The organism is Pseudomonas sp. FP2338 (genome assembly GCF_030687515.1).
Taxonomy (GTDB): Bacteria; Pseudomonadota; Gammaproteobacteria; order Pseudomonadales; family Pseudomonadaceae; genus Aquipseudomonas; species Aquipseudomonas salomonii.
The window spans coordinates 3,683,732-3,708,276 of the sequence record NZ_CP117436.1 but is presented as its reverse complement, the minus strand read 5'-3'; the positions used below and the strand labels follow the sequence as shown (position 1 = coordinate 3,708,276).

Here is a 24,545-nt window from a genome sequence, read left to right as displayed (position 1 = left end):
CGGGCTCATCGCGCGTAGCCCTCGGTGGCAGGCAGTGCCGGGTGGCTGTGGGCCGCCAGCCGTTGCAGCGCCGTGTGCATTTTTGCGCTGTCGATTGCATGCAGGTCTACCGATTGGCCGATGCCGGTGAGCATGGGGATCGACAGTTGCCCACCCAAGTGCTGGCGAAATTCCTCCAGGCCGAGCAACAGCGGCGAGCGGCCTTGGGCATCGGTCACACTCAATTCCGGCGGGCACAGGTTGAAGCCCAACGTGTGCAGCAGGCTCATCACCCGCTCAGTTTCGGTATCGCTCAACAGGCCCAGTGCGTTCGCGTAAAGCCCATCCAGCGCCATGCCTACGGCTACTGCTTCGCCATGGCGCAGCCGGTGGTGGCTGAGGTTTTCCAGTTTGTGCGCGGCCCAGTGCCCGTAATCCAGCGGGCGGCCGTTACCGCGTTCAAACGGGTCACCGGCGCCGGTGATATGCCCCAGGTGCAGCTCGGCGCAACGGCGAATCGCATAGCGGCTGGCCGCGTGGTCGAAGTGGGCGAGGGCGCTGGCGTTGGCTTCCATCCACTCGAAGAACGCGGCGTCCTTGATCAGCGCCACTTTCACCGCCTCGGCCAGCCCGGCAATCTGGTCGCGGCGGGTGAGGCTGGTGAGCAGCTGGAAGTCGTTGATCACGGCGGTGGCGGGGTAGAACGCGCCGAGCAGGTTCTTCTGGCCGAAGGCATTGATGCCGTTTTTGACGCCGATACCGGCATCGTTCTGGGCCAGCACCGTGCTGGGAATGCGGATCAGCCGGATGCCCCGATGGAAGGTCGCGCAGGCGTAACCCACCGCATCCAGCACCGCGCCGCCGCCCAGGGCCAGCACGTAGCAGTGCCGGTCCAGGCCGTGTTGCAGCATGTCGCTGTAGAGCTGCTGCAACACCTCTGAGGTTTTACTCAGTTCACCAGCGGGCACGGCGATGGGCGCGGCGAGCAACCGCAGATCGGCATGGGCTGCGAAGTAGGCGTCGATGTGGTCGCGCAACTCAGGGGCGCTGTGCAGCAGTTGCTCGTCGGTGAACACCATCACGGTCACCGGCCCGCTGTGCGCTGCGGTGAGTTGCTGGTGCAGGCATGGGTTGAGCGGGTCGAACAGATGGTCGGTGAAGATCACCGGGTAGTCATAAGCGACCGTGAACCGTCCACGCAGGGGCTGGTCTCCACTGGGCTTGCGCTTGAGCAAGCTGTAGATCGCCACAAACGCCAGCGGCAGCACCATGCTGGCCAGCACCGTGACCAGCAATGAATTCTGCTCGATCAGGAAGGTGCCGATGGCCGTGTAGGCCAGCGCCAGGCCGGCATTGGCCAGGGTGGTGATCAACAAAAAGGCGCGCAGCGGGTAGCGCTGCATCCCGGCGGCCACCACCGAGGTTTCCGCCAGCACCGGCACGCCGCGCAGGCAAATCAACGACAGCGTGCCCAAGCGGTACGCCAGCTGCCCGGGCGAGCGCTGATGCAAGCCAAGGCGGCCGGACAGCAAACGAAAGTAGCCAGCGCCCAACGCATACCCCAAGCCTGCACCCAGGCACAGCCCGATAAAAATCACCAGGTAACCGCCAATGCTGCCGAGCATGGCCACCCCCAGCAACGCCACCATGCTCGACGGCACGGGCAGCACCACGTCCAGCGCAAGCAGGGCGATTAGCAGCAGGGCCAGGTTGAACACCTGGGCAGGCGTGGACGGTTGGTAGAGGTTGAGGTGAATCAGGAAGTCTTGGATCTGTTGTTCAAACAACAGAAAGCTGGCAATCACCAGCACAGAAAAACACACCAATGACAGCCAAAAATGTTCGGCTGGGCCCTTTTTCGTGAACGCACGATACCACCGGCTGCGCTTCATCAAAGCATCCCTTTTGAGTGTTGAGACTTAAATTCCGTGTCTGTGCTTGCGCTGTTTTTAGAGCAATAAAACCCCTCACCTGGCGGGCAGGTTTTGTACGTAATGGCTGATGGCTTTCACGGTATTCATGAACTTAGCCGGTTGTGGTTGATTTGCAAGTTTGTGCGGGCGGGAGTTTGTAAAGGGCGTCTTAGAGGAGGAGGTATAGCGGTGATTATTCAATATTTACAATTAGTTGTATGGCTTTTATGGTGGCGTCAAGAAGCTGTGGGTGGTGACCGTTGCAAGTAACAAGTTGATTACAAAATCGTGGGGTTTGTTTGGTGAATTATTGCGGCTGGCTATAACAAGTTTATGAGTTTGTAGTTGTCGAGAATTATTTCGTTTAGTAGGTGTGGCGACAGTCAATTGTGGGAGCTGGCTTGCCTGCGATAGCGGTATACCTGCACCTAATTTTCTGGCTGATACACCGCCATCGCAGGCAAGCCAGCTCCCACATTTTTTACCGCGTTTAAGCCATTGCTTTTGCGGGTTTCAGGCATTCGATAGAGCGATCCACCGTGGTGCGGGCCAGCTCCAGCAAATGCCACACCGCCAGAATCTTCGCCCGTTCGGGGCTGGCGAGCATTTCACTGCAGTTGAGCGTGGTGGCGGAAGCGCTGTCGAGCAGGCTGGCGGTGTAGAGCAAGGCGTCTTCAAAGCTCAGGTCTTCGATCACGCTGTGAACGCCTGGGGTGGGCAGGTAATGGTCGAGGGCGCGGTTGAAGGCGGCGCGGTCTTTGGCGCAATTGTTGGGTGGGTCGGGGACGACTTTTTTCATGGCGTAACTCCTATTGAACCAGAGAGCTATCACCCGCGCTGCTAAACGAGGGTGGTAGCTGTACGCGGGTTAGCAGACCGGTCAATAGGAAAACCAGCGCACCCGAAGATGCCCCACGCACAGCCACCATAAACGCAACGGTGAACCGTATACCTATTGAAGTCAGGCTGCTAAACCCGATCACTGATGAGCAGTGACGGATCGCAGACTAGCCATCGATTCCAACAGGCACAAGGCGGCAGGGATTGTCTAGGAAACGTCCTGCAATTAAAAGGGACACGCCTTGCTGGCCCTTTACAAACCATGTCGAAAGGCCACTGATTGATCGGCCACATGGAGCAACAGTTACACTGTTTTCAGTCACGCCGCAGATCCAATGTGGGAGCGGGCTTGCTCGCGAAAGCGCAGTGTCAGTCAGCACATGTGTGGCTGACCCACCGCATTCGCGAGCAAGCCCGCTCCCACATTTTTTTGACCGCGTTCAAACCATCGCCTCTAAGGACGCACCTCACTGGCTCTGCCTCACCCCACAAACCGAAACCCACCCGACAGTTTCTCCTTCAGATACCCCACCAACGCACTCACCGACTTCGGCACATGGGGTGAATACGGGCGTATCAAGTAGATCTCATCGGCAAATGCGCCCTTGAGTGTCCAGCCCTTGAGCACTTGTACCAACGTGCCGCTGGCCAGCGCCGCCTGGGCGCTGAAATCCGGGAGCAGGGCGATGCCCAGGTGGTTGAGCGCCGAGTCGCGCAGGGCTTCGCTGTTGTTGGTGGAAAAGCTGCCGGCGATGGGCACGGTGGTGCGTTCGACTTTTTTGCCGCCGCGCTCGAATGTCCAGGCCGGCTGGTCGGCGCCGCGTGGGTAGTAGAGGCAGTTGTGGGCACTGAGGTCGGCAGGCTCGCGCGGTTCGCCGTGGCGTTGCAGGTAGTCCTGGGTGGCGACCAGCACCGAGCCGGTGTCGCACAACTTCCACGCCACATGGGTCTCCGGCACCTGGAAGCCATGGCGCACCGCCAGGTCGTAACCTTCGGCTGCCAGTGAGCTCAGGGCATCCGACACGTCCAGCTGTATGCGCACTTGCGGGTATAGCTGTAGAAATTCCGACAGATGCGGCACCAATTGCTGCCGCGCAAATGCCACCGGCGCAGTGAGGCGCACCAGCCCGCGAATCTCCCCAGCCGAGTCGCGCACCGACGAGAAGCTGCGAGCAATATGTTCGTAAGCACTGCGCACTTCGCGGGTCAGCGACAGCCCCGCATCGGTGAGCCGCACACTGCGCGTGGTGCGGGTGACCAGGCGGGTGCCGGTGGCCTTTTCCAGGTCCGAGATGCGCTGGCTGACCGCCGACTTGCTCACTCCCAGGCGCGCTGCGGCGGCGGTGTAGGTGCCTTGCTCTTCCAGCACCGACAACCAGTGAATATGGGTCCACAGCCCTTCGATCTCGGATTTTTCCATGATGCTATTGTTCGCTCACAAGGACAATAAGTTCAGGATTCTGCTCTGGATTGGAACAAACTGAAAGCCTATCGTGTGCCTCAACGCTACCCACCTGGGATCATCTGCCATGACCAGCACGATCGAGCACTACATCAACGACCAACGCGTGAGCCGCGATGATCGCTATCAAGACGTCTACAACCCAGCCACCGGCGAAATCACCGGTCGGGTCGCCCTGGCCAGCCGCCAGACCGTCGGTGAAGCCGTCGCCGCTGCCCAGGCCGCGTTCGCCGGTTGGGCCGACACACCGCCAATCCGCCGCGCTCGCGTGTTGTTCGAGTACCTGCACTTGCTGCGTGAACGCAAGGACGACCTGGCGCGCATCATCGTCGCCGAGCACGGTAAAGTCTTCACCGATGCCCAAGGCGAAGTCGACCGTGGCATCGATATTCTGGAATTTGCCTGCGGCATTCCCAACCTGCTCAAGGGCGAGCACTCCGACCAGGTTTCCCGTGGCATGGACAACTGGACGATGCGCCAGCCCTTGGGTGTGGTGGCGGGCGTCACGCCGTTCAACTTCCCGGTAATGGTGCCGATGTGGATGTACCCGATCGCCATTGCGGCGGGCAACACCTTCATCCTCAAGCCGAGCCCGACCGACCCGAGCGCCTCGCTGTTCATGGCCGAGCTGCTGCGTGAAGCCGGCCTGCCCAAAGGCGTGTTCAACGTGGTGCAGGGCGACAAGGAATCGGTGGATGCCCTGCTCGAACACCCGGACGTCAAGGCCATGAGCTTCGTCGGCTCCACGCCGATTGCGCAGTACATCTACGAAACCGGCGCACGCAACGGCAAGCGCGTGCAAGGCCTGGGCGGCGCGAAAAACCACATGGTGGTGATGCCCGATGCTGACATCGAAAAAACTGTGGATGCGTTGATGGGCGCCGCCTACGGCAGTGCCGGCGAGCGCTGCATGGCGATTTCCGTCGCCGTGTTGGTCGGTGATGTGGGTGACAAAGTCATCGCTTCCTTGACCGAGCGCGCCAAGCACCTGCGTATCACCGACGGGCGCGATTTGAAGGCTGAAATGGGCCCGATCGTGTCCCGCGCCGCATTGGAGCGCATCAGCGGCTACATCGAACAAGGCGTGCAAGCCGGCGCGCACCTGCTGCTCGACGGGCGTGACTATGTGCCGACCGAGGCCGGCTTGGAAAACGGCTTCTGGCTCGGCGCGACCTTGTTCGACCACGTGACAAAAGACATGAGCATCTACCGCGAAGAAATCTTCGGCCCGGTGCTGGCGTGCGTGCGCGTGAATGACTTTGCCGAGGCGATCAATCTGGTCAACGACCACGAGTTCGGCAACGGCGTCAGCTGCTTTACCCGCGACGGCAACATCGCCCGCGAATTCGCCCGGCGCATCGAAGTGGGCATGGTCGGCATCAACGTGCCGATTCCGGTGCCGATGGCCTGGCATGGTTTTGGCGGCTGGAAGAAGAGCCTGTTTGGCGACATGCATGCCTACGGTACGGAAGGCGTGCGCTTCTACACCAAGCAGAAGTCGATCATGCAGCGCTGGTCGGAGAGCATCGAGCAAGGCGCGGAGTTTGCGATGCCGGTGTCCAAGTAACCCAAGCACCCTGTAGGTCAAGAGTGGGCGCTGGCAAACCAGCCCCACTTTTTTTTGGCTGATTATTTTTCGATTTTGTAGCGCGCCTTTTGCATCAGGAGTTCTCCCTCGACCTTGTACGTCGCGATCATGTCGTAGGTGCCCACCAGGCGAGCAGGGGGCTTGACGGTGAAACAGGTGTTATTGGGTGTCGCTTTCGCCGTGTTTTTTTCGATGCTGCCTGCGGGCAATTGCTGCGGCACATTTTTAGCATCAAGGCGGTAGAAACTCGCCGACATCTCGGTAAGACGGCCAGAGTGATACACGCAGTATTCACCGTCGTTGGTGGTGGGCGTGAATACACCGGTCGCTGCCGCGAGGGGCGCAACGAAGACTACGCCTGAGCTGCTCAATACTTCGGCTTCTCGAGCCTCTTCCAGCGCTTGCCGAGCGGTTTGATAGTTCTGGCTGAAGGCCAGCGGGCCGCCGGGTAGCTTGATCATGTTCTGCACGGACGTTTCGGCCTTGGTCAGCAGTTTGCGCTTTTGCCAGAGGGTGCTATCGCCACCTTTGACGATGGACAGCGCGAGCCAGGTTTTGTCGGTGAAAGGCGTCGGCACGGTGGCTGTGTTGTTTAAATCCTTCTTGGTCAACCGATGATGGGTGTAATCCAGTTCGTCGCTGTCAAGGTCTGCCAAGGCCGGGCCATCCGGCGTGTCTGCCAGGCCGCGGCGCGCGGCAGTGGGCACCAGCATGACGATATCGCCCGCCCAGGCGAAGGGGTTGAATTTATTGTCGCCCGTGGACCACTGCCGGTAACAGTTAGCCGCCACGCAGTGTTCCTTGTTGATCAGCACATAATCGCCAATGTTCAACGGGATGAAAGACCCGTTGTTGCTGACGCTGGCCAGTTGTCCGCTGTTACCGGTGAAGTTGATGTCGATCGTCATCACCACATCATCTTTGTTCAAACTCAACAGGCTTTTTGCGATTTCCTTGGCGAACACTTGCTCTGCGGCAGTGACCGGGTTGGCCAGTGACAAGGTCTGGGTGACGGACTGGATGAAATCGAGGAAGGCAGCCGAGTTTTCGTTTTCGCCTTGGTCATACTCCAGTACCGTCAGGCGCATGTTGAGGTGGTCGGAGTCGAGGGTTTTAGGGCCGTAAAGCAGCTTGTTGAGAAAGGGCGCACCGGCTTTGTCGGACACGCCGAAATAAGGTCCCAGCACTCGGGTAACGGTATCGGACTCAACGCCGTTGATGGTTTCTGTGAACTCGGCGACCACCACCACCTCGTTGACGCCGCCCGTGTCCTTCAAATACTTGAAATAACCGTCGCTGAGGTAGATAGCAAATACATCGGCGCTGGCTTTATCGGGCCCCGCTTTGCGCACGGTCAGGGCGTTATCGGTTTTATTTAAGAACAGCGTCTTGTCAAAGCCTTGTGTGCCGACGGCGGGCGGTACGGGCGGTACGGCCGGTACGGGCGGGGTGGCAGGTTGCGCGGCATTGGCTTTGCGATAGACCTGGGTCGTGCCCGTCGGTACGGAAATACAGCTGGCCAACAGTGCACAAGTCACCAGGACCGAGAAGGCATGCCAATCATGTTTAAGACCGCATCGTTTCATCTGACACTCCTTATCGGGTTGCCTGGGGTGCCATTAAAACAGTGGCTCCTGTCATTTTTAACGAGTGTAGAGTGGGCGTTCGAAAGCGCAAGTCACTGGGCAATGCGCCGGGGGCCGGACTTGCGTTGTTGCCAAGCCTGAGCTTTGCTGGATTACAGGGTAGTGTTTGCGCGCCCGGTGCTCTGCACATGAGTGTATTGGATGGACCTCAAGCTCATCATTCTGAAATCCAGGAAGGTGTTCATCATGAGTAAGTTTGCTGCGTCCATCCTAGGCATCGCCTTCTTTGCGCTAGCTGTCACCCTCGCCATAACGGGGTGCTCAGGTGTATTCAACACGGTTGCCGACACCGTATTGGCAAACGAAGTTCGGTTTGACGACCGCGAACCGCCGCGTACTGCTTACGCTATTTCGGCCTCGGCCGACCCCGTGCAAGTGCTCGGAGGGCAGGGCAACGGCTTGAGTTGCAGCCTGCCTTGGGGCGCGCAGACGCTGGCCTTTACCCGCACCCGCGAACAAGCCCCCATTGCCCTGCAAATGCGCCAGGCCTGCGCCTTCCATGACTACTGCTATCGCCATGGGAACGCGACCTATGGCTACAGCCAGGCGGACTGTGACTTCATGCTGCAGCAGCAAGCCTTTCGTTTGTGTAAATACATCGATGCAGATGCCACCAACAGCGATTGTGAGACCAACGCGCGCAAGGTCACTCTCGGTGTTCGGCTGGGTGGTTTCGGCAGCTTCAAAAGTGCCCGTGCGCCCGAGGATGAGAAAGCCTCGACCTTTATGGAATTCGACCCTTACCCGGTACGTGCCAACTCCAATCGGGTAATACGCGTTGCCGATGCACCCGGGGAGTGGGTGCGCGATGGCCTGCTGCCCAAGGCGGCCTACCAGTTCGACATCCGGCCTTCCGGCAGCCTCGTTCATGTACTTGGTTGGAAGCGCGACGGCAGCATGGTCTGTTCAAGTTTTGAATTACCCGCCTCCTATGCCGCCCTCAACGGCCCGCCCATGGTGGTGCGTGATACGCCGCGTGGCGAGGACTGGTTTGTGTGGTGGAAGCGCGACCAACTGAGCAATACCGGCGGCAGCTTTGCCGTGCTGTCACCGGGGCGTGCCACCCGCGAGGATTGGGTGGAAGTCGCCGGTGGCATGACCAGCCACAGTCGCGCACCGGCCTGCGAGTACAAAGCCCTGTGGCGTGACAATCCCACGGCTATCGCTCCTGCATTGACAGCATTTACCAACCGAGACCGGGACTTGGGGTTTTCCGAGTTGCACCCGGTCAAGGGCGCCGATACGCCGGGGCTGCTGCGCCTGATGGGGTTGAGTACGCATTCATGTCGTGGCGGGATGGGCAAACCCTGCGTGGTCTCTGTGGTGTTTGATACGCATCTGCGCCAGGTTCGTGAGGAGCCTGCCGGGCGATATCGGTATAGCCTCCCTGAGCTCGATTGCGGTGGCAAGAATCCGAACGGCACACGTAAAGATACCTGTGACCGTTATCGCCATTACGTGGGGGCGCCTTTTGTAAACGCCCATACTACCCCGCCGTCACTGATCTGGACGCGCCGTGGCACGGGTAATGGCGAAGGCTACGAGCGCACAGCCGACGTGTTGCACTACAGCATCGGCAAGCCTGGGGAACGTGTCGCCACGGACTTGGGGGAGACGGTTTTGACGGACTTCCCGGAAGAACGGGAGCCGGCTTTTATTGCCGACGCAACGGCGGCACGTCCGGCCTTTGTGAGCGTGACGGCGGGTAAGGAAGGGGTCGAAATGCTTACGCAAACGGCAGCCTTGAAGGGCGAGCAGTCGACTCAATTCTTGTCCGAATGCATGCGCAACGCGCCGGTTTCCTGGTTGCAGCGGCCGACTTATCTGGTCGAGCACCCCGAGGACGCGCGTGTGAGTTACATGGTGTTCTCACGGGTGCGCTTGGGCGATGGGCAGAACCCTTTGCCGGTCGCAGAATTGAACATCGCAGTGGCCACCCTGACTGACGGCAAGTGCAGCGGATCGGCCGTTCGGGAATCGATGTTTACTGGTTTTTTCAAGGGATTTTCTATCCAGGAAAAGCAAGCTGACACCCAGGTAGCCCCCGCCGACAGAGACCTGGAGCCGATGCGGCGCTACGCCGAACGCGTGCGTGGAGGGCAGATGGTGTTGGCAGATATCACCGGCGATGGCATCCCGGACCTGGTGCAGGTTGCCCAGGTACCCGGCGAAAAGCAGATCCGTATCCAGGCCGGCGTGCTCGTAGGCAGTATCGATGGGGCTGGCCTGCGGTTCAGTGAATTTGCAGGCCGCTTGCCTTAGATCTCCCGTGTGGGAGCTGGCTTGCCTGCGATTGCAGTGTATCAGTGCCAAATAGTCTGGCAGACACTCCGCAATCGCAGGCAAGCCAGCTCCCACAGTGGCGCTTCAGTGTGTTTGCAACCCTGTCAGCGCCGACCCGCCCGCGTACTCACATCCACCCACACCGCCAGCACCAGAATGCTGCCCTTCACAATCATCTGCCAGTAGCTGTCCACGTCCAGCATCGACATGCCGTTATCCAAACTGGTGATCACCAGCGCCCCGAGCAACGCGCCATACACCGTGCCTGAGCCGCCACGCATGGAGGTGCCGCCGATAAAACAGGCGGCAATCGCGTCCAGTTCGCCCATATTGCCCGCCGACGGTGAGCCGGCAGCCAGGCGTGCGGTGTTGACCAGGCCGGCGAGGGCGCACATCACGCCCATGATGCCGAAGATCCACAGTTTTACCGCCTGCACGTTGATACCAGACAGGCGTGTGGCTTCCATATTGCTGCCCACCGCGTACACGCGGCGGCCGAACACGGTCTGGCTGGTGACGTAGCTGAACACGCCGAGCAGCACCAGCAACAGCAGCACCGGCACGGGGATGCCGTCGTAGCTGTTGAGGGTGGTGACGAAGCCTGCCAGCACTGCGCCGATCACAGCCACGCGCAACAGGTCACGCGCCAACGCATGCGCCGCCAGGCCATGCAGCGCGCGGTTGCGCCGTTGCTTCCAGGTCAGGAACAGGGTCAAGGCAAACAGCAACACGCCCAGCCCCACGCCGACGGCATGCGGCAAATACCCCTGGCCCACATACACCAGCGACGGCGACACCGGCGCAATGGTGGTGCCGCCGGTAATCCCCAGCAAAATCCCGCGAAACGCCAACATGCCGCCCAAACCGACAATGAACGAGGGGATGCGCAGGTAGGCGGTCATGTAGCCGTTTGCCAGGCCGATCATCAAGCCGCACAGCGCCACCAGGCTCAGGTTAGCCAGCAGCGGAATGTGGTAGACCACGTCCAGAATTGCCGCCAGCCCGCCCAATAACCCCAGCAGTGAACCCACCGACAAATCGATCTCGCCACTGATGATCACCAGCACCATGCCGCACGCCAGAATCCCGGTGATCGACATCTGCCGCAGCAGGTTGGACAGGTTGCGCGGCGTGAGAAAGCCGCCCTCGGTCTGCCAGCTGAAAAACACCCAGATGATCGCCACCGCAATCACCAGGGCGAGCATTTTGTAGCGGGTAAAAAGCAGTTTGACCTGATTCATCTACGCGGTTTTCCGGTTGTTATTGTTGTGGCTGAGCGCGGCGGCGAGCACCTGTTCCTGGGTGAGCCCTTCATTGATGAAATCGCCGCGCAACTGGCCGTCGCCAATCACCAGCACGCGGTTGGAAACCCCCAGCACTTCGGCCAGTTCCGAAGAGACCATGATGATCGACACGCCTTCGGCGGCCAGCGCGCCCATCAGTTTGTAGATCTCATACTTGGCGCCCACATCCACGCCGCGCGTGGGCTCGTCGAGGATCAGCACCCGGGGCTTGGCCATGAGCATTTTCGCCAGCACGGCCTTTTGCTGGTTGCCACCGGACAGGCTGGTGATCGGCAAAAACGGGCTGGCGGTCTTGAGGTGCAGGCGCGCGATTTGCTGGTCGATGCTGCCAAGCTCAGCTTCGGCGTCGATGCGGGTCATATGGGCGTAGCGGTCGAGCACCGCCAGGGTGATGTTCTGGCCCACGCCGAAGTCGGGGATGATGCCTTGGCGCTTGCGGTCTTCGGGCACCATGCACAGCCCGGCGCGGATCGATTTGAGCGGCGTGCGCGTGTCGATCAGTTGCCCGTCCAGCCACACCTCGGCGCTGTAGCGGCCGGGATAGGCGCCGAACAAGGCCGACACCAACTCCGTACGCCCGGCACCCACCAGCCCGGCAATGCCGAGGATTTCCCCGCGCTTGAGCACAAAGGAAACATCGTCCACGCGTTTGCGCTTGGGGTTGTCGACGTCATAGCAGGTGACGTTGCGTGCCTCGAAAATCACCTCGCCGACGGCATGGGGCTCGGTGGGGTAAAGGTTGCTCATTTCGCGGCCGACCATCTGCGTGATGATCTGCGCGATATCCATGTCGGCCATGGCCGTGGTCGCGATGTGCTTGCCATCGCGAATCACTGCGATGGTGTCGCACACGGCAGCCACCTCATCGAGCTTGTGGGAGATGTACACGCAGGCCACGCCCTTGGCCTTGAGACCTCGGATAATGTCGAGCAGCACTTCGATTTCCGAACGGGTCAGGGCCGAGGAAGGCTCATCGAGGATCAACAGGCGCGCCTGTTTGTTCAGCGCCTTGGCGATTTCCACCAGTTGCTGGTAACCGCCGCCGTATTGCGACACCGGCAGCGCCACGTTCATGTCCGGCACCTTGAGTTCGCGCATCAGCGCTTCGGCGCGCTGCAGCATGGCCGGGTAGTTCATGCGCCCGCCGGGCAAGGTCAGTTCGTGGCCCATAAAGATGTTTTCGGCCACCGACAAGTCCGGCACCAGGGTCAGTTCCTGGTGAATGATGACGATGCCGGCGGCCTCGGTCTCGCTGATGGAATGGGCTTTGAGCGGCTGCCCGTCCCAGAGGATTTCGCCCTCCCAGGTGCCATACGGGTAGACCGCCGAGAGCACCTTCATCAAGGTGGATTTACCGGCGCCGTTTTCACCGCACAGGCCGACGCATTCCCCCGGCCGTACCGTGATATCGATGCCGTTCAGGGCGTTGACACCGCCAAACGTTTTGACGATGCCGTTCATTTGCAGCAAGTAGTCGGCCATGGCGGTCACTGCCCGGCAATCTGCTCTTTGGTATAGAAACCGTCCTTCTCCAACAGGTCGATATTGGCCTTGGTCAGCGGGGTCGGCGTGAGCAGGATGGTGTCGACTTTTTTGCTGCCATTGTCGTATTGCGAGCTGTAGGTGGGTTTTTCGTTGCGCGCCAGCTGCACCGAGAGCTTGGCGGCTTCGGTGGCGATCAGCTTGAGGGGCTTGTACACGGTCATGGTCTGGGTGCCGTCGATCACACGCTTGACGGCGGCGAGGTCGGCGTCCTGGCCGGAGATTGGCACCTTGCCCGCCAGCTTCTGCGCGGCCAGGGCCTGGATCGCGCCGCCGGCGGTGGCGTCGTTGGAGGCCACAATGGCGTCAATCTTGTTGTCGTTTCGGGTCAGGGCGTTTTCGACGATGCTCAGGGCCTCGGTGGGGTTCCATTCCTTGACCCACTGCTGGCCGACAATCTTGATGTCGCCCTTGTCGATGGCCGGCTGCAGCACCTTCATCTGGCCTTCGCGCAACACCTTGGCGTTGTTGTCGGTGGGCGCGCCGCCGAGCAAAAAGTAGTTGCCCTTGGGCGCCGCTTGCAGCACGCCGTTGGCCTGCATCTCACCGACTTTTTCGTTATCGAAGGAGATGTAGGCGTCAATGTCGGCGTTGAGGATCAGACGGTCATAGGACACCACCTTGATCCCGGCCTTCTTGGCTTCGGCGACGGCGTTGGTCAGCACCGTGGCGTTGAACGGCACGATAACGATCACGTCAACGCCGCGAGAGATAAGGTTTTCGATCTGCGAGATTTGCTTCTGCTCGTTGGCATCGGCCGACTGCACAAACACCTTGGCGTCGAGCTTTTCGGCAGCGGCGACAAAGTAATCGCGGTCGCGGGACCAGCGCTCCAGGCGCAGGTCGTCAATCGAGAAGCCGATTTTCGGGTGGGCGGAGTCGGCCATCACCGGCAGGGCGAGCAGAGCCAGGGCAGTGGCGAGCAGGGTACGTTTGAATGCTTTCATGGTGGTGCGTCCTTTTATTGTTGTTGGAAAGACACTTACTTGATGAATGTACCGTACCTGTGGCGAGCGGGCGGTCAGGTGTAGATAAACCGGTTGACCACGCCTTCGAGCATTTCCTGGCGGCCACTCACCGCCTGCGGGTTCAGCTCATGGGAAAAGGCATGTTCGGCCAGCGATTCCAGGCTGAACTCACCGGCCAAAACCGCCTGGCCCAAGGGCTGCTGCCACCCGGCATAACGCTGGTCCTTGAACTGCTGCAATCGGTCGTTTTGCACCATGGCCGCCGCACGCTCCAGGGACAGGGCCAGTACGTCCATGGCGGCGACATGCCCGTGGAACAGGTCAACCTCATCCAGGCTCTGGCGGCGCACCTTGGAATCAAAATTGTAGCCGCCGTTCTTGAAGCCCCCGGCCTTGAGGATTTCATAGGTGGCCAGGGTCATTTCCTCGACACTGTTGGGGAACTGGTCGGTGTCCCAGCCGTTCTGCGGGTCGCCGCGGTTGGCGTCGATGCTGCCGAAAATCCCCAGGGACACGGCGGTGGCAATTTCATGGTGAAAACTGTGCCCGGCCAGGGTGGCGTGGTTGGCCTCGATATTCACTTTGATCTCGTGTTCCAGGCCGAACTCATGCAGGAAGCCGAACACCGTGGCGCTGTCGTAATCGTACTGGTGCTTGGTCGGCTCCTGGGGCTTGGGTTCGATCAGCAGGTCACCCTTAAAGCCGATCTTGTACTTGTGCTCTACCACCATGCGCATAAAGCGCCCGAGCTGTTCGCGCTCGCGCTTGAGGTCGGTATTGAGCAGGGTTTCATAGCCTTCACGACCGCCCCACAGCACGTAGTTGGCACCCTTGAGGCGTTGGGTGGCGTTCATCGCGCTGAACACTTGAGCGGCCGCGTAGGCGAACACCTCCGGGTCCGGGTTGCTGGCGGCGCCGGCGGCAAAGCGCGGGTGGCTGAAACAGTTGGCGGTGCCCCACAGCAACTGGATGCCGGTCTGTTCCTGATGACGCTCAAGCTGGTCGACCATCTGCGCGAAGTGGTTGCGGTATTCCTTGAGCGAGCTGCCTTCGGGCGCCACATCGGTGTCGTGAAAGCTGTAGTAATCAATGCCCAGTTTGGAGAAAAACTCGAACGCCGCTTCAGCCTTGCCGATGGCCACGTCCATCGGCTCACCGCTGCGCTGCCACGGGCGCTTGAAGGTGCCCATACCGAACATGTCCGCCCCCGGCCACACAAAGGTGTGCCAGTAGCAGGCAGCCATGCGCAGGTGTTCACGCATGGGCTTGCCGAGGATCAGTTTGTTGGCATCGTAATGACGAAAGGCGAGGGGGGCGTCGCTGCTGGGGCCTTCGAAGCGAACCTTCTCGACACCTTGGAAGTACGGCATGGCGTTTTCCTTATTGTTCTTGGCGGTGCCCCGATACTAGCAACGGCATCGGGACTGCCGATTATGAAAATCACCAAGACGTAGTGCGATTTTGACCAGCCAGGGCTAGTCTGTAGCGACCGGCCCCAGGATAAAAACAATGAAAACCCTACCGCCCGTGCACCGCATTGCCCTGTTGTTCAACGGCAGCAAAATCTACGATCGCGGCATCATTACCGGCATCGGCAATTACCTGAGCAGCACGCGTGTGTCCTGGGACTTGTTCCTGGAGGAAGACTTTTTGTGCCGTTTAAGAGGCATCGAGCGCTGGCAGGGCGACGGCATCATTGCCGACTTCGATGACCCGCTGATCGGTGAGGCGCTGGCCGATATTCATTTGCCGGTGGTGGCGGTGGGCGGCTCCTATCAGGATGCACGCGCCTACCCCAAGGGCATTCCCTATGTGGCCACCGATAACCATGCGCTGATCAAGTTGGCGTACGAACACTTGATCGAGGCGGGGCTGACCCGCTTTGCCTGTTTCAGCCTGCCCGAAGCCCAGGCCAACCGCTGGGCGCAGGAGCGCGAGAAAGCCTTTCGCCGCCTGATGCAACGCGATGGTTTGCAGGTTGAGATTTACCGTGGGCTGGGCACCAGCGCGCCGCTGTGGGACAGCGCGGTGGAGCAGCAGATTGGCTGGCTGCAAGCCTTGCCCAAGCCCATCGGCATCATCGCCGTCACCGACGCCCGCGCCCGGCAATTGCTGCAAGCCTGCCTCACCGCCGGCATCGCGGTGCCGGAAGAAGTGGCGTTGATCGGCATCGACAACGACCCGCTGACCCGTACTCTCACGCGCGTGCCGCTCAGCTCGGTAATCCAGGGTACCGAGACCATGGGCCGCACGGCCGCCGCGCTGTTGCACCAAATGCTGCACGGCAAACCCTGCGCAGGCACACAGATCCTGGTGCCGCCGGATGCAATCAATGTGCAGGCCTCCAGCTTGCACCAGCCGTTGGGTAATCCGTATGTGATGCAGGCACTGCTGTTTATCCGCCAGTACGCCTGCCAGGGCATCAAGACCGCGCAAGTGGCGGCGTATGTGGGTGTGTCGCGCTCATCTCTGGAGTCGCACTTTCGCAAGGTGCGTGGGTGCAGCGTGCATGACGAGATTCTGCGCTTCAAACTTGCGGCAGCGGCCAAGGGCCTGGAAAACCACGCGCTGGCGATTGCCGACATTGCCCAGGATTGCGGCTTCAAATCGGCGCAGTACCTGCACACGGTGTTTCGGCGAGAGTTTGGCTGTACGCCGCGCGAGTACCAGCACGGCGCAATTACACCGTAGAACAACTGTGGGAGCTGGCTTGCCTGCGATAGCGTAGTGTCAGTCAGAACACCTGGCGCTGATACACCGCAATCGCAGGCAAGCCAGCTCCCACCGTGTTGAGCGTGTTCCGGCCTTTAGAAGACGGCTTTGACCTGCAAACCCAGCACCAGCGCGTTATCGATGCTCTCACCGGAAAATGCCCCCGGCTCGATGATGTATTGCACATCCGGGCGCAGCGTCAGCCACGGCGTGGCCTGGTAGCCATAACTGAGTTCGATCAATTGCTCGGCATTGTTCAGGTTGGGGTAGTCCGTACCGGCATTGAACGCCGCCAACTCTTGCACGTCACGGCTGCGTGGGTTCGGCACCGCACGTCCATAACCCAGGGCGATTGTGTCGCGTGGGCGGCCTTCAAATGGCTTGTACAACACCACGCCTGCGCCGTACCACTTGCTGAACGGCGAGGCGGCTTCGCTGGCCGCCGAGTATTGGCCGAAAGCGTGCAGCACACGGCCTGCGGATGTGCTGGAAGCCCAGACGGCCTGGTCGATCAGCAGGTAGTGACCGCCGCGACCGTTGACGTCTTTGTTGCTGCCGATACGCTTCACATTGGAGCTGTCGTAGTAATAGCCCAGCTTGTACTCACCCGGCAGCGTGCCCGCGTGTTTGTACACCAGTTCGATCGGCACCACGGTGCCGGTGGTGTGTTTGGGGTCCAGGCGCCAGGCACGGCTGGAGTTGCCGTTGCTGTCAGGGTCGACATTGAATGCCGCCACGCGCAGCTGCCAGTTCGGCGAAAAGTCGTATTTCACCCGCGCACCCAGGCGTGCATTCGGGTAGTTGGTCCAACCGCTGCCGCCGGACATGTTCAGCGGGTGCCCGCAGAAACCGGCATTCATGAAGTTGCACAGGAGGCCGCTGTCGAGGCCGCCGAGGTCGTTGCCCATCGCCATGTAACCGAGCTTGATGTTCAGCGCGGGCGTGAACAGCGTGCGCTCGTAGCTCAGCTCGGTGAGACGGGTGTAGAGGCCGCCATAGTTTTCCTGGATCGGCAGGCGGTTGCCCACCAGGTCTTCGGAGGCGCTGTTGCCGCGCCGGTCGTTGATGGTCAGTTGAATGCGGTCGCCATTGGTCAAGCCGTAGAGCTTGCCGAGGTCGAACTGCACACCGAGCTTGATGTTTTGCGAGTAGCGCGCCGAACGGTGTTGGCCGCCGTCGGCGTTGTAGGCGGTCTCGCCGCTGTAGTCGCCGGTGAAGCGGATGCCTTGCTCGTCGAGTTCACGGCGCAGGCCGCCCCAGTCGCCGGTGAGGGTGGTGTCGTCGGCTTGAACGGGCAGGGCGGCAGCAAAGGCCAGGCCCAGCACCAGGCGGCCCAAGGGCATAGGAGAAGTGAGGGTCATGCGCGGACTTCCAAACTGCATGTATAGAAAGGCGCGCGCGGTGCGGGGAGCACCGCGCGAACAGAAGGGCGTTACGGCAGGGCGTAGGCGATGACGTAGTCGCCACGGTCAGTGGACTGACGCGCACCGCCGGCGGTGATAACGATGTATTGCTTGCCGGTTTTGGGCGACACATAGGTCATCGGGCCGCCTTGGCTGCCTACTGGCAGGCGGGCTTTCCAGACTTCATCACCGTTGCCGCTGTTGAAGGCGCGCAGGTAGAAGTCCTGGGTGCCGGCGATAAAGATCAGCCCGCCCTGGGTCGACAAGGTGCCGCCCAGCGTCGGCAGGCCGACCTTGATCGGCAGGTGCATGCGGATGCCCAGCGGGCCGGTGTCCTCAACAGTGCCGACCGGCACTTGCCAGGCGATCTGCTGAGTCTTCATGTCGATGGCGGTCAGGGTGCCGAACGGCGGCGCCTGGCACGGAATGCCGGCCACCGACAGGAAGCGGTTCTTGTTCACCGCATACGGCGTGCCCTTGAGCGGCACGGCGCCCATGCCGGTGTTCAGCGCTTCACCACCGGAGGCGGCCTGGGCCTTGTTCTGCGACGGCACCATCTGGATCCACAGGCCCAGGCGCATGTCATTGACGAAGATAAAACCGTGCACCGGGTCGGTGGAGATACTGCCCCAGTTCATGCCGCCCAAAGAGCCCGGGAAGCTCAGCGACTTGTCGGTGCCTGGCGCGGTGTACAGGCCTTCGTAGCGCATGCCCTTGAAGTCGATACGGCACAGCAGTTGGTCAAATGGTGTGGCGCCCCACATGTCCGATTCGGTCAGCGTCTGCGCACCGATCTGCGGCATGCCCACCGATTTCGGCTGGGTCAGCGAGTAAGGCTCGTTGGGGATGTTGGCGGCCTTGACCGGTACTTCCTTCACGTCGGTCAGCGGCTTGCCGGTGGCGCGGTCGAGCACATAGATCTGCCCGGCCTTGGTGCCGATCACTACCGCCGGTACGGCCTTGTCGCTGCCCGGCGGGGTGAAGTCGATCAGGCTCGGCTGCATCGGCAGGTCGAAGTCCCACAGGTCATTGTGGACGGTCTGGTACACCCACTTTTCTGCACCGGTGGAGGCGTCCAGCGCCAGCACCGAAGCGCCGTATTTGTGGTTCAGTTGGGTCCGTTCAACGCCGTAGATATCGGTGGACGAACTGCCCATCGGCAGGAAAACTGTGTTCATCAGCGGGTCATAAGACATCGGTGCCCAGCTGTTCGGCGTGCTGCGCACGTAGGTGCTGCCGGCTGCCGGGGCTTGCTTGTCTTCGGGGTTGCCCGGGTCGAAGGCCCAGCGCATCTGGCCGCTGATCACGTCGAAGCCGCGGATCACACCGCCGGGCATATCGGTTTGCACGTTATCCGCCACGCGGCCGCCGACCACCACGGTGGTGCCGGCGATCAGGGGCGCCGAGGACAGTTGGTAGTAGCTGTCGGGTACATTGCCCAGGCCGGCTTTGAGGTCCACCTGGCCGTGGGTGCCGAAGTCTTCGCAGAACTTGCCGGTGTCGGCATCCACCGCGATCAGGCGCGCATCAATGGTGTTGGTCAGCAAACGGCGCTGGCATTGCGCGCCGGGCGGGACGCTGGCGGCAATGATCGGCGAACTGTTTGGCTGGGTGGGCTGGGCAATCGGTGCGGTGGCATCGAAATACGCCATGCCACGGCAACGCTGCCAGACCGCCGATTTGGCGTTGACTTCGTTCTTCCACAGCTCTTTGCCGGTGTCGGCATCCAGGGCGATCAGGTTGTTGTGCGGCGTGCAGATAAACACTTTGTTGCCGATCTGCAGGGGCGTCAGTTGGTCTTCGGCGCCGTTGCCATCGCTGATGGCCACGTCGCCAGTGTGGTAGGTCCACGCCACTTTGAGTTTATTGACGGTGTCGCGGTTGATCTGGTCCAGCGCCGCAAAACGGCTGCCACCTTCGGTGTTGCCGTAATGCGCCCACTCTTTCTGCGCATCGGCGGCGGCCACTGGCGTGACGCCAGGGCCTTTGCCGGTGGGCGCAACGCTTGGGTGCGCCACGAACATATTGCCCGCCGCGACCGCCACGCCGACTGCCAGCACGGCGGCAACGCCATAGGCGCCGCGCGCCGGTCGGCCGGCCAGCAGCGGATACACCAGCGCCACCACCAGGCCGATCACCGCAAACATGAACAGCCGCGAGAACAGCGGCCAGTACACCAGGCCTACATCCGCAATCGCCCATACGGCCGTGCCGACCAGGAACGCGGCGAACAGCCAGGCACCTGCTGGCTTGCGTCGTGCGATCAACAAGCCGGAAACGGCCATGGCCACGCCACCGACCAGGAAGTACCAGGAACCGCCCAGGCTGACCAGCTTGGCGCCGCCCACAGCCAGCGCTACGCCGAGCAGGGCGATAACCACGCCCAGGCCCAGCAGGAGAAATCTAGAGGCGCCAGCGGCGCGCGATGCTCTTTTCATGTCGACAGGACTCGAAGGTGAGAGGGCAAAAACGCGATTTTAGCAATATAAGTAACCAGTTAGTACATTGTGCGGCGTAATAGTCTTTTACAAATGCGGGCACAACAGCAAAGCCCGGTTCGCAGGGGCATCGATGCGAACACCGATGTCCCCAGCGTCAAAAATCGAGTGGTTGAAGCAAAAGCCAGATCAAGTGCAAAGCCAAAGCCTGTCTACCTGATGCAATGCGGTCTAACTGTGGGAGCGGGCTTGCTCGCGAATACGGTGGGTCAGTCACTTCATCTGTAACTGATACACCGCCTTCGCGAGCAAGCCCGCTCCCACATAAACCCCGTTCCACATGGGGCTTGCCGGTTATGACTCCACGTGCGCCAAAAACGCCCCCACACACGCCATGCACGCCTCACGCTCCTCAACATGGGGCATATGGCTCGACTGCTCAAAAATCTGCCAGCGCACGTCGCGGATGCCATCGGCAAATGGCTGCACCGTGGCGGGGGTGGCTTCATCAAAGCGCCCGGAGATCAACAGCGTCGGCACCTGGATGCGTGGCAGGCGCTCGATGATGCTCCAGTGGCGCAGGCTGCCGATCACATGGAATTCGGTGGGGCCGTTCATGGTGTGATAGACGGTGGGGTCGTCTTCGATGGCGGCATTGGTGCGCAGCACTTCGGCGGGTTCCGGCTGGAGGCGGCAGACGTGGCGGGCGTAATACACCTGCGAGGCCGCGTGATACTCGGCGCTGTCGGTGGTGCCGGCCGCCTCATGGCGCAGCAGGGTGGCCTGTACCTCGGCGGGCAGTGCCTGGCGCAGTTCATTCGCGGCTGCGCACCACAAGTCCATGGAGGCGGGCGAATTGGCGATGATCAATGCCTTTAACCCGGCAGGTTGGCATACCGCGTGTTCAGCCCCCAGCATACCGCCCCAGGACTGGCCCAGCAGCGCGTAATCGCGGATGTGCAGGTGCTCGACCAGGTTGTTCAGTTCCGCCAGGAATAACTCCACGTTCCAGAAATCAGCGGGTGCGTCGCGCAGATGCGTGGAGCGGCCATTGCCGAGTTGGTCGTAGTGCACCACCGCGCGGCCTGTATCGGCCAGGTCCTTGAAACTGTCGACGTAGTCATGGGTGCAGCCGGGGCCGCCGTGCGCGACGATCAAGGGCAAGCGCCCGGACTTCAAGTCGCCGGTGACCCGGAACCATGTCCGGTAGCCACGGAAATCGGCATAACCTTCGTGAACCTGCATGCGGTGTACCTCCTTGGATAGATGCGCTACAGGCTAGTCAAAACCACGCGTCAGGGGCACTGGTAAAAATGATAGGTTCTTGAATTAAAAGCACCTTGAGCTTAAGCCAGCGCATCACGCTGCATCGACTGCAGGTTCTTCTCGATGGTTTCGCAGATGGTTTCCATCTGGATCTGGTGTTCGCTGGAATGAAACGGGCTTTGCAGGTCAGTGCCGATGCGTTCGATCGCCAGCAGCATAAAGCCCACCACGGTCGAGGCCAGCGGGGTGAACCAGCCCAGGGATTCCACCAGGCCCACCGGCACGATCAGGCAGAACAGCGAGATAAACAGCCGCGGGAAATACACGTAAGGGTAGGGCAGCGGCGTATTGGCGATACGCTCCATGCCGCCTTGGGCATTGGACAGGTCCACCAGTGTCGACTCCAGCCGCGCCAGGCGAATACTGTCCAGGTGCCCGGCCTTGTATTCGCGGGCCAACAACGTCGCTGAACCGGTGAGGATGTCATTGGCAAAGTTGTTGGTGGCGCCATTGCGCGCAAACTCTTCGGCGGGGATAAACGCACGCACTTCATCCGGGCACGGCCGGCCCTTGAGGTGCGCCGCCAGGCAGTTCACATAGGCCACATGGCGGCGCAACAGGGTGGCCTTGACCGGGTTTACCTCGGCCTCGGGGTCATCCAGCAGTGTCAGCACCTGGCGGGCGAAACTGCGCGAGTTATTCACCATCGCGCCCCACAACGTGCGTGCTTCCCACCAGCGGTTATAGGCGCTGCTGTTACGAAAGCTGATCAACACCACCAGCGCCGAACCCAGCAGGGTCAGCGGCATCAGCGGCAAGTTGATCTTGGTGGTCAGGAACAACATGAAATCGACCGTGACGGCCACATCCCACAACAACAGCCAGAACAAGGCCCAACCCACATAGCCCATGGTTTTGATAATCAGGCGGTACTTTTTGATGATGGCGGCTTTCAAACGAGGACCTCACAACGAGCGATGGGCAATAAACACCCTAGCTCGGACGCCCGCAGGCGGTGAAAGGTTCGCGGTCATATTTCTGACGCCATTAATTGGCGCTGCTTCACCTGCAATCTTTGCACTGCTATTTCAAGCAAGTGCATCGCTTGCGCGTTAGCAAATAGCCCAGGAAGTGCAGTTGGAACAACTTTGGTAATGATGCTGTGCCGCACGGCAATCACTGTACATTGGCCTCAAAGGCAAAGCGCCATCAAGGACCGTTTTACGACGTGATTTGTTTTGGGACCTGACTACGTGAACTTCGTAGTCTAGATCAGTGGGATGAAGTTGGTTGATCAGGACTCCTTCATGCGCGTCAGTTCGTTAAAGTTGGATATTGGTAATACTGCACAAGCGCTTGAACGTCATGAGGACTTTGAATCTTGTATTCGGGCGCATTATCAGGTGCTTCTAGGCCCTTACTCGAAACGCCCGTTTTTCTACAAAAGTGCAATGAAATACAGCCGTTTGATGGTCTCTTTTGCACTTTTTAGCGAGTACTTTTCCAAACCGACAGCCTTGCTCTGCGAGGTGAAAGCCTTCTGTGTGGCGCGCGGGTATTGCTCAAGAAACAGCCTGGAGTCGATCTTCCTGCTGTTTCGCGCGCTAGGCTTCATGGTGGTCGACGCGCACCCGGAGGACAGCCGTTTCAGGGTGTATGCGCCCTCGGACGAAGCCTGTCGGGAAGTGCGGCTGATGCTGACGTCGATTACCGACGCGCTGGCGCTGATGTGCCCTGAAAAAGACCTTTTTCGCACACTGCGCGAGATGGACGACCGCAGTTTTCTGGCCCTTTACTTCAAAGGCTTCGCTCAGATCCTGGCCGACGAAATGACCGTTGATGTGTTGCTGCCCGACTGTTATTGGCTGGTGAAAAAAGATGCAGGGCATTTGTTGATGCTGGCGATTTATAACGATGCCTTTTCACCGGAAAACGAGCACATGACCTTCAAATCGTCATCTTATCTTGCGCTCGCCCAGCAGCTGTCGGTATCGAAAACCCATATTATTCGAATGGTCCGCGAGGGCGTCGAGAAGGGCTATTTCAAAGTGCATGCGAAAAAACAGCTGGAAGTGCTGCCGGCTTTTGTTCGCCTGGTAAGACGCTTTATGGCGTTTTCATTTGCGGTTGGCCTGCACGCGGTTGAAAGAGGGAAAAGGGATGCCTGCTAACTTGAAGTTAAGGCCACGGATGCGCCGGTTACTGTCGCCAGCGGTCACTCAGGCCGAGTTAATCGGGATTATTGCCTGGCTCGGGGTGTTGTTGATTCATCCGGACATGCAGCTGGATATATATCTGGTGGCGATCAGCCTGTGCCTGATGGCGGTGTGTCGACTGCACCACATGACCCCCCACTTTTACCTGTGGCGTGCGCTCGGGGTTGTGTATGTCGTGCTGCTGTCCGTGGGGTTTGCCTATGTCATCAGCGCGCATGGGGAGTTGCGCCTGTTTGGCTTGCCGCTGGCGGTTATCCTGGTGATCAGCAGCGCCATCCTGTTTATCAGTGTGCAGGATTACCTGGTCTGCGCCACGTTGGTCTGGTTGATTTTATGGCCGTGCATCCAGGCGGACATTTACGGCGATGCCCAGGTCTATCTGTATATTTTTTGCGTCGCGTCGGTGGCCATCGGTTTTATTCTGAGTTTTTCCTATTTGAAGAACTTGCGCTCGGTGTTGCTGGTAGAAAGCGAGTTTCGCGAGCTGGCAGAGACGGACTACCTGACCTCCATTCTCAACCGGCGCGCCTTCATGCAGGGCTTTGACGCGCTGATCGCCACTGGCCACAGCGGCTATTTCATGATGTTGGATATCGACAGTTTCAAACTCAAGAATGACCGGTATGGCCACGATGTGGGCGACAGCATTCTTTGCGCCATGGCCACCTGCCTGAAAACCGCCAAGGGCAGCCACAGTTTCGGCAGGATCGGCGGCGAAGAGTTCGGCGTGCTGTTGTTGGGCGACGACCCGGCTGTCGCCTGCGCGTTCGCACGAGATTTGTTGCAGGCTATCCGGCGCAGTGTGGCGGCGCCGCACAACTACACCTGCAGCGCGGGAATGGCGCGGTTCTCGGCGGGGGACGAGATGTCGGTGGTGCTTAAGGACGCTGATCGCAACCTGTATGGCGCCAAGCAAAATGGCAAGGATCGGGCTTATCTGGAGGGCAGGCCGATTAATCCGCACGGGTGTGCAGTCGCCCAATGA

17 protein-coding genes are annotated in these 24,545 nt (G+C 60.3%); 5 read left to right on the top strand and 12 right to left on the bottom strand.

Annotation, left to right across the window (positions count from 1 at the left end):
• Nucleotides 1–5 precede the first annotated feature (5 nt).
• The 3 genes from PSH96_RS16530 to PSH96_RS16520 all read right to left on the bottom strand — a co-directional run bounded on the left by PSH96_RS16530 (nucleotide 6) and on the right by PSH96_RS16520 (nucleotide 4,152).
• Nucleotides 6–1,871, bottom strand: a complete 1,866-nt coding sequence (locus PSH96_RS16530; protein ID WP_305453928.1) for a 3-dehydroquinate synthase — start codon at nucleotides 1,869–1,871, stop codon at nucleotides 6–8.
• 511 nt (nucleotides 1,872–2,382) lie between these two features.
• Nucleotides 2,383–2,691: a hypothetical protein gene (locus tag PSH96_RS16525; RefSeq protein ID WP_305453927.1), complete on the bottom strand. Its 309-nt coding sequence runs from the start codon at nucleotides 2,689–2,691 to the stop codon at nucleotides 2,383–2,385.
• Between the two features lie 522 nt (nucleotides 2,692–3,213).
• Complete coding sequence (locus tag PSH96_RS16520) at nucleotides 3,214–4,152, bottom strand: LysR family transcriptional regulator (protein ID WP_305453926.1); 939 nt, start codon at nucleotides 4,150–4,152, stop codon at nucleotides 3,214–3,216.
• Nucleotides 4,153–4,261: 109 nt separating this feature from the next.
• Here PSH96_RS16520 and PSH96_RS16515 point away from each other — a divergent pair, with 109 nt between their 5' ends.
• Nucleotides 4,262–5,761, top strand: coding sequence for a CoA-acylating methylmalonate-semialdehyde dehydrogenase (locus PSH96_RS16515; RefSeq protein WP_305453924.1), 1,500 nt, complete (start codon nucleotides 4,262–4,264; stop codon nucleotides 5,759–5,761).
• A gap of 62 nt (nucleotides 5,762–5,823) precedes the next feature.
• On the opposite strand, the gene PSH96_RS16510 is transcribed toward PSH96_RS16515, so the two are convergent.
• A complete protein-coding gene (locus tag PSH96_RS16510; protein ID WP_305453923.1) occupies nucleotides 5,824–7,368 on the bottom strand; it encodes a hypothetical protein in 1,545 nt (514 codons plus the stop codon).
• A 246-nt stretch (nucleotides 7,369–7,614) separates the two neighbouring features.
• Between PSH96_RS16510 and PSH96_RS16505 the strand changes: the two genes are divergently transcribed.
• Nucleotides 7,615–9,690 (top strand): hypothetical protein, encoded by a 2,076-nt coding sequence (locus PSH96_RS16505; protein ID WP_305453922.1) that lies wholly within the window; start codon nucleotides 7,615–7,617, stop codon nucleotides 9,688–9,690.
• A 125-nt stretch (nucleotides 9,691–9,815) separates the two neighbouring features.
• Here PSH96_RS16505 and PSH96_RS16500 read toward each other — a convergent pair whose 3' ends face one another.
• The 4 genes from PSH96_RS16500 to xylA form a co-directional block, all read right to left on the bottom strand.
• Entirely contained in the window at nucleotides 9,816–10,952 is a 1,137-nt protein-coding gene (locus PSH96_RS16500; RefSeq protein ID WP_305453921.1) for a sugar ABC transporter permease, read from the bottom strand.
• Nucleotides 10,953–12,497 carry a D-xylose ABC transporter ATP-binding protein gene (gene xylG / locus PSH96_RS16495; RefSeq protein ID WP_305453920.1) on the bottom strand — a complete coding sequence of 515 codons (1,545 nt, stop codon included), beginning with the start codon at nucleotides 12,495–12,497 and terminating at the stop codon, nucleotides 10,953–10,955.
• 5 nt (nucleotides 12,498–12,502) lie between these two features.
• Nucleotides 12,503–13,504, bottom strand: coding sequence for a D-xylose ABC transporter substrate-binding protein (gene xylF, locus PSH96_RS16490; protein ID WP_017136530.1), 1,002 nt, complete (start codon nucleotides 13,502–13,504; stop codon nucleotides 12,503–12,505).
• A 74-nt stretch (nucleotides 13,505–13,578) separates the two neighbouring features.
• On the bottom strand, nucleotides 13,579–14,895 hold the full coding sequence (xylA, locus tag PSH96_RS16485) for a xylose isomerase (RefSeq protein WP_305453919.1): 1,317 nt from the start codon (nucleotides 14,893–14,895) through the stop codon (nucleotides 13,579–13,581).
• 139 nt (nucleotides 14,896–15,034) lie between these two features.
• On the opposite strand from xylA, the gene PSH96_RS16480 reads away from it, so the two are divergent.
• Nucleotides 15,035–16,216, top strand: a complete 1,182-nt coding sequence (locus tag PSH96_RS16480) for a XylR family transcriptional regulator (protein WP_305453918.1) — start codon at nucleotides 15,035–15,037, stop codon at nucleotides 16,214–16,216.
• Between the two features lie 116 nt (nucleotides 16,217–16,332).
• On the opposite strand, the gene PSH96_RS16475 is transcribed toward PSH96_RS16480, so the two are convergent.
• The 4 genes from PSH96_RS16475 to PSH96_RS16460 all read right to left on the bottom strand — a co-directional run bounded on the left by PSH96_RS16475 (nucleotide 16,333) and on the right by PSH96_RS16460 (nucleotide 22,300).
• Nucleotides 16,333–17,598 (bottom strand): carbohydrate porin, encoded by a 1,266-nt coding sequence (locus PSH96_RS16475; protein ID WP_305453917.1) that lies wholly within the window; start codon nucleotides 17,596–17,598, stop codon nucleotides 16,333–16,335.
• 71 nt (nucleotides 17,599–17,669) lie between these two features.
• On the bottom strand, nucleotides 17,670–20,078 hold the full coding sequence (locus PSH96_RS16470; protein WP_305453916.1) for a glucose/quinate/shikimate family membrane-bound PQQ-dependent dehydrogenase: 2,409 nt from the start codon (nucleotides 20,076–20,078) through the stop codon (nucleotides 17,670–17,672).
• A gap of 354 nt (nucleotides 20,079–20,432) precedes the next feature.
• Nucleotides 20,433–21,323, bottom strand: coding sequence for a proline iminopeptidase-family hydrolase (locus PSH96_RS16465; RefSeq protein WP_305453915.1), 891 nt, complete (start codon nucleotides 21,321–21,323; stop codon nucleotides 20,433–20,435).
• A gap of 101 nt (nucleotides 21,324–21,424) precedes the next feature.
• Nucleotides 21,425–22,300: a bestrophin family protein gene (locus tag PSH96_RS16460; RefSeq protein ID WP_305453914.1), complete on the bottom strand. Its 876-nt coding sequence runs from the start codon at nucleotides 22,298–22,300 to the stop codon at nucleotides 21,425–21,427.
• A 351-nt stretch (nucleotides 22,301–22,651) separates the two neighbouring features.
• On the opposite strand from PSH96_RS16460, the gene PSH96_RS16455 reads away from it, so the two are divergent.
• Nucleotides 22,652–23,515: a hypothetical protein gene (locus PSH96_RS16455; RefSeq protein ID WP_305453913.1), complete on the top strand. Its 864-nt coding sequence runs from the start codon at nucleotides 22,652–22,654 to the stop codon at nucleotides 23,513–23,515.
• Complete coding sequence (locus tag PSH96_RS16450; RefSeq protein WP_305453912.1) at nucleotides 23,505–24,545, top strand: GGDEF domain-containing protein; 1,041 nt, start codon at nucleotides 23,505–23,507, stop codon at nucleotides 24,543–24,545. Before PSH96_RS16455 ends, PSH96_RS16450 begins: the two co-directional genes overlap by 11 nt.